Raw genomic sequence first — 5184 nt, forward strand, 5'->3', positions numbered from 1 at the left:
GCGGCGGAAATTCCTCGTGCCGCACTGGTCGGGGCAGTTCGAGAAGAGCTATGCCGATCTTTCTGCGGAGCGGCAGCGCGATTGCGATAGCGCGGTCATGGCGCTCAGCAAGCAGGAGCACACCCCTGGCCTCAGGGTGAAGCCTATGCAGCCGGACAAGTACTACCAGGAAGCCCGCCTTAACAGCGGCGACCGCATCGTCTTCCGGATAGAGGGGGGCGTCATCTACTTTGTGGATGTCGTGAAGCACGACGACATCAGGAAGTACGGCAAGCGGCCGAGGCGTTCCTGATCCGGCCGGCGGGACGCTCGCGAATCGGGGCCCTCTATCAGCCCAGCGCCTCCAGGCACTCGCCGATACTCATGGCCGTGCAGGTGAAGGAGGGCGTGTCGCGCAGCGTGTAGCGGCTGGCCTCGGAGAGGCGGAGCGCCATCAGCAGGTCGAGGAAGCGGCCCACGTGGTCGGTCTCGAAGGCGACCACGAACTCCTGGTCATCCAGCCCGTAGGAGTACGTGGTATTGAGCTTGACGTCGGGCCATTCGTGGCCGATGCGGATGTGCTCGTCCATCATGCGCTGGCGGTCCTCGTGGGAGAGCGCGTACCAGTCGCGCGTCTTCACGAAGGGGTAAACGAAGAGGTACTTCGAGCCCTGCGGGTTGATGGCAATGCGCGCGTGCTCGAGCGGCGCCTTGCCGCCGTACTTCTCCAGGTACTCGCGCTCGTAGCGGTTGAGGTAGATCGAGCGGCGCGTCATGGCGAAGTACGAGTAGGGCAGCTCCAGCCAGTGGCCGAGCCCGGTCTGGCGGATGGCTGCGGCGAAGCCGTGCAGGTGGTCGAGCTCGCGGCTCGCCTGCCAGAGCAAGAAGTCGCAGTCGCCGCGGGTGCCGACCAGCGAGTAGGAGTAGACCATGAGCTTCTGCCCCCAGTCGGCGACCAGCCGGGCGAACTCGGCCCGGTGCGCCGCCTTCTGCTCCGCGCCCAGCCGGCGCCACTCCGGCGCCACCTGGTAGAACGCGAAGCGGACGAACTCGCGTTCGCGCGTCTGCTCCTGCTCCCGCTGGATGCGCTCCCAGGCGTCCTCCTCCAGGGCGGGGCGCTTGGGGCGCCCTTCGCGGAGGCCACGGGGCACGTTCTCGAGGGTCGACGCGCCGGAGGGCGGGGCCGCCGCCGTTATCTCGCCCATGCTGCGGCTCTGGGGCTGCTTGCTGGCCATGCTTTTGCTCGCTTCTGGGGTTCGCCGTGGCAGCCGCGGGCAGGTCTGCTGCGCGGTGGGGTGGGGCCATGCGCCCCGCGGGGCGCCGTCGTGTACGAAAGTTGCAGCGTTCCCGGCGCCGGCGCAAGTTCTGCGGGGGCAGCGGTGGGAGCCGGCCAGCCGGCCAGCGTGGTCGAGTTCTGTTGCAACCCCCACAACTGGAAGCACGTGAACGCAATGTGGGAGGTCATGAGCGTTGGCTGGGAGATCTTGAAGGCGTGGAGCAATTCAAGCAACGTCAACGCGCGCAGCCGGCGAGCGCTGACGGGCACATGATGCCGCCGCGCCAAATGCGGCCCTCGAGTGTTTGTCTCTGCGTGGCTCGCTGGGTCGGGATCACGGATTCCAACTCCTCTGCCCGGCGGCTCCTGCTTCCGATCCTGCTCCTCGCGGGCTGCGGCGCCCCGCCCCGCCCCGTCCACCCCACGCCTTCCGCGCCGACACCGGCGGCAGCGGATTCCGCCGGTGCGGCTCCTGAGCTGGGCGCGGCCGAGCCGGCGCCCGCGGCCGCGCCGCGGGCCGTTCCGCCAGCGGCGGCGGTCCAGCCCATCCCCATGCCTCCCTCGTTCGCCGCAGCGCTGGAAGCGGGGACGCGCACGCTGCGCGGCGTGCCCGGGCCGCGCTACTGGCAGCAGCGGGTGAGCTACCGGATCGCGGCCGAGCTGGACCCGCGCACGGCGCGCCTGCAGGCGGAGGAGACCATCACGTACTTCAACCAGTCGCCGGACACGCTGGGCACGCTGGTGCTGCACCTGTACCAGAACCTGTTCCGCGGCGGTGAGGCGCGGAACCGGCGAGTGCCGGTGACTGGCGGCATGATCGTGGAGCGGGTGGCGGTGGAGGGGTGGGCCGCGGCGCGGGCGGACGGCTCGCCCGAGCCGGCGCCGGGGCAGCCGGCGTACCGCATCGCTGGCACGCTGCTCTGGCTGCGGCTGGGGCGGCCGCTGCTGCCGGGCGACAGCCTCGCGCTCGAGCTGGCCTGGCGGTTCACCGTGCCGCCGCAGGGCGCCCCTCGCACAGGGCACATCGACCGCATCGTCTACCACGTCGCCCAGTGGTATCCGCAGGTCGCGGTTTATGACGATGTGGACGGCTGGCACACCGACCCGTATCTGGGCGAGGGCGAGTTCTACCTCGAGTACGGCGACTTCGACGTCTCGCTCACGCTGCCGGAGGGGTGGCTGGTGGCCGCGACGGGTGAGCTGCAGAACGCGGAGGAGGTCCTGCCCGAGCCGGTCCGGCAACGGCTGCGGCTGGCGCTCGAGTCGGATACCGTGGTGCACGTGGTGAGCGCGGAGGAGCGGGGGTCGGGCAAGGCGACGCAGCAGGCGCCAGGAGGGCAGCTCACCTGGGAGTTCCGCGCCCGGCGGGTGCGCGACTTCGCCTTCGCGGCCTCCAGCCGCTACGTGTGGGACGCGACGCGCGCCCGCTCGCCGCCCGCGGACAGCGGCGCGTTGCCGGGGGTGGTGGCCGTGCATGCGCTTTACCGGCCTCAGGCCGGGGCCTGGCGGCAGGCGGCGCGCTATGCGCGGCACGCGCTCGAGTTCCATTCGGGGCAGGTGCACGCCTACGTCTACCCGCAGATCACGGCGGCGGAGGGGCCGGTGGGCGGCATGGAGTATCCGATGCTGGTGTTCGTGCGCGCGTTCAATGATTCGTTCACGCTGTACTCGGTGCTGGCGCACGAGGTCGGGCACCAGTGGTACCCCATGATGGTGGGCTCGGACGAGCCGGAGTTCGCCTGGCAGGACGAGGGGCTGGCCACCTACATCGAGAACCTGGCGGCTGCGGACCTCTTCCCGGGCGCGGAGCCCTTTGCCGGCGACCATCTGCGCTACCTGGCGCTGGCCGGCACGGACCAGGAGCAGCCCATGATGCGACACGCGGACCGCTATGCTCCCGGGCTGGCGCGGGTGGTCGCCTCCTACTCCAAGCCGGCCCTGGCGCTGCGCGCGCTGGGCGAGGTGGTGGGCGACTCGGTGCTGCGGGAAGGCCTGCGCGAGTATACCCGCCGCTGGCTGTTCCGCCACCCTATGCCGCTCGACTTCTTCCACACCCTCGAGGAGGTGGCCGGCCGCGACCTGGACTGGTTCTGGCTCCCCTGGTGGTTCGAGACGGCCGTGCTGGACCAGGCGGTCACTGCTGTGGACGTGGCACCCGACCCGCCCGGCGAGCGGGTTTCGGTGACCGTCGAGAACCAGGGCGGACTGGCGCTGCCGGCCGAGCTGGTGCTCACGCTGGCGAGTGGGGAGACCCGCCGCGTCGTGGTGCCTGTCGATGTGTGGCTGATGGGCGGCCGGCGGCATACGGAGACGCTGGCTGTGCCCGCGGCAGTGCTGCGCATCGAGATCGATCCGGACCAGTCGCTGCCGGACGTGGACCGGAGGGACAACGTCTGGGAGCGGGGGAAGTGAGACGCGGCGACGCGGCGACACTGCGACACGGCGCCGCGGGGAAAGAGGGACGCGGCCGGGCGAGGTGGGCGTCGCCCATCCCATGGCTGCCGTTCCGGGCTGCGGGCTCGGGATCGGGCTCCGCAGCGGCTGGAGCCGCCGCTGGGCTCGGGCTCGGAAGTCGCCGCGTCGCCGTGTCGCCTCCTCGCCGTCTCGCCCCGTATGGGGGCGCCTCGGCGTTGGCAGCGGCGGCGTTCCTCTGGGGGTGCAGTCTGCCGCTCTGGCCCGTCGAGGGGCCGATCAGCTCGCCCTTCGGGCTGAGGTTGCGCGGCCCGCTGCCGGAGGTGCACGAGGGGGTGGACATCCGCGTGCCGGACGGCACGTCGGTGCTGGCCATGGCCGGGGGCCGTGTGCTCTACGCGGGAGCAATGGCGGGATACGGCCTCACCGTGATCCTGCAGCACGATTCTCACGTGCGCACGGTTTACGCTCACCTCTCGGAGCTGCGCGTGCGGAAGGGCGAGGAGGTGCGGGGGCGCCAGGTGGTCGGGCTCTCCGGCCGCACGGGCAACGCGCAAGGTGCGCACCTCCACTTCGAGATCCGCCGCTGGGGGTGCGCGGAGGATCCCGTGCCGCTGCTGGGGCGGCCGCCGGCGCGGCGGGCCCTCCCCCGCGCCCCCCGCGCCGCCCGCGCCGGTGTGGAGCGGGCGTTTTCCCTGGCCGCGGAGCTCGAGGCGGGGCGGAGCGGCACCGCGAAGCTGCGCGGCGTGGGCGCGGCCGGGAGCCTGCCGGATGGACCATGGGGCTCGATGCCTCCCGACTATCGCCTGATCCGCTTCGTGGTGGCCGCAGTCGCGCTGCGCAACCCGCTGGCGGCGTCGGTGGCGCTGGACGGCGCCGGCGGGGAGGCCGCGGGGTCCGCCCTGCTGCCCCCCTCAGCTCCGCACCCGGTGCTGGCCCACGACCTGCGCACGCCGCCGCGCGCAGGCAGGCGCGGCCGCTGGTACGAGCTCAGGCGACGGCCTCGGATCTCCAGCGTGCCACTGCCAGGGCCGGACGGTCGCTCAGGATACGTCGTGGGTTTTCCCCTAGGAGCTGCCGGGCCTGGACGCCGGCGCCGCGCTCCGCCAGGAGCCGGCCGGTCTGCGCGGGCGAGACGGGCCGGCCGTCCGCGTGATGGTCCGTGCTCAACAGGTCGATGAGCCCCTCGGCCATCAGCTTCCACGCCAGCCCGCCAATCGTCTCGCCGCACTCGCCCAGCATGCTGCCTGCGTTCACCTGCAGCAGCGCTCCGGCCGCACGCCAGGCCGCGATCTCCGGCAGCTCGACCGGCGAGCCGTCGCGGCGGTAGCGCTCGGGGTGCGCCACGACCGGCCGGCGCCCGACAGCCACCGGTGAGCGAGCTTGCCCGCGGGGGAGCACCCCCCGCCCCGGGCCCTGCCCATCGCAGCTTTGTGGGGCAGAGCAACGGGCACGGGTACGGGCACGGGCACGGGTACGGGTATGGGTACGGGTACGGGTACGGGAACGAAGTCAAC

4 protein-coding genes are annotated in these 5184 nt (G+C 72.1%); 3 read left to right on the forward strand and 1 reads right to left on the reverse strand.

Annotation, left to right across the window (positions count from 1 at the left end; all coding sequences use genetic code 11):
- The first annotated feature begins 16 nt into the window (after window positions 1-16).
- The gene (locus HY703_03675; GenBank protein ID MBI4544276.1) at window positions 17-292 is read left to right on the forward strand and encodes a hypothetical protein; all 276 of its coding nucleotides are present in this window, start codon (window positions 17-19) and stop codon (window positions 290-292) included.
- A 37-nt stretch (window positions 293-329) separates the two neighbouring features.
- Here HY703_03675 and HY703_03680 read toward each other — a convergent pair whose 3' ends face one another.
- Window positions 330-1184 carry a chlorite dismutase family protein gene (locus HY703_03680; GenBank protein ID MBI4544277.1) on the reverse strand — a complete coding sequence of 285 codons (855 nt, stop codon included), beginning with the start codon at window positions 1182-1184 and terminating at the stop codon, window positions 330-332.
- Between the two features lie 386 nt (window positions 1185-1570).
- Here HY703_03680 and HY703_03685 point away from each other — a divergent pair, with 386 nt between their 5' ends.
- Together HY703_03685 and HY703_03690 are read left to right on the forward strand one after the other, a co-directional pair.
- Window positions 1571-3667, forward strand: coding sequence for a M1 family metallopeptidase (locus HY703_03685; protein MBI4544278.1), 2097 nt, complete (start codon window positions 1571-1573; stop codon window positions 3665-3667).
- A gap of 173 nt (window positions 3668-3840) precedes the next feature.
- Window positions 3841-4848, forward strand: coding sequence for a M23 family metallopeptidase (locus HY703_03690; GenBank protein ID MBI4544279.1), 1008 nt, complete (start codon window positions 3841-3843; stop codon window positions 4846-4848).
- Window positions 4849-5184 lie beyond the last annotated feature (336 nt).

The organism is Gemmatimonadota bacterium (assembly GCA_016209965.1).
Taxonomy (GTDB): domain Bacteria; phylum Gemmatimonadota; class Gemmatimonadetes; order Longimicrobiales; family RSA9; genus JACQVE01.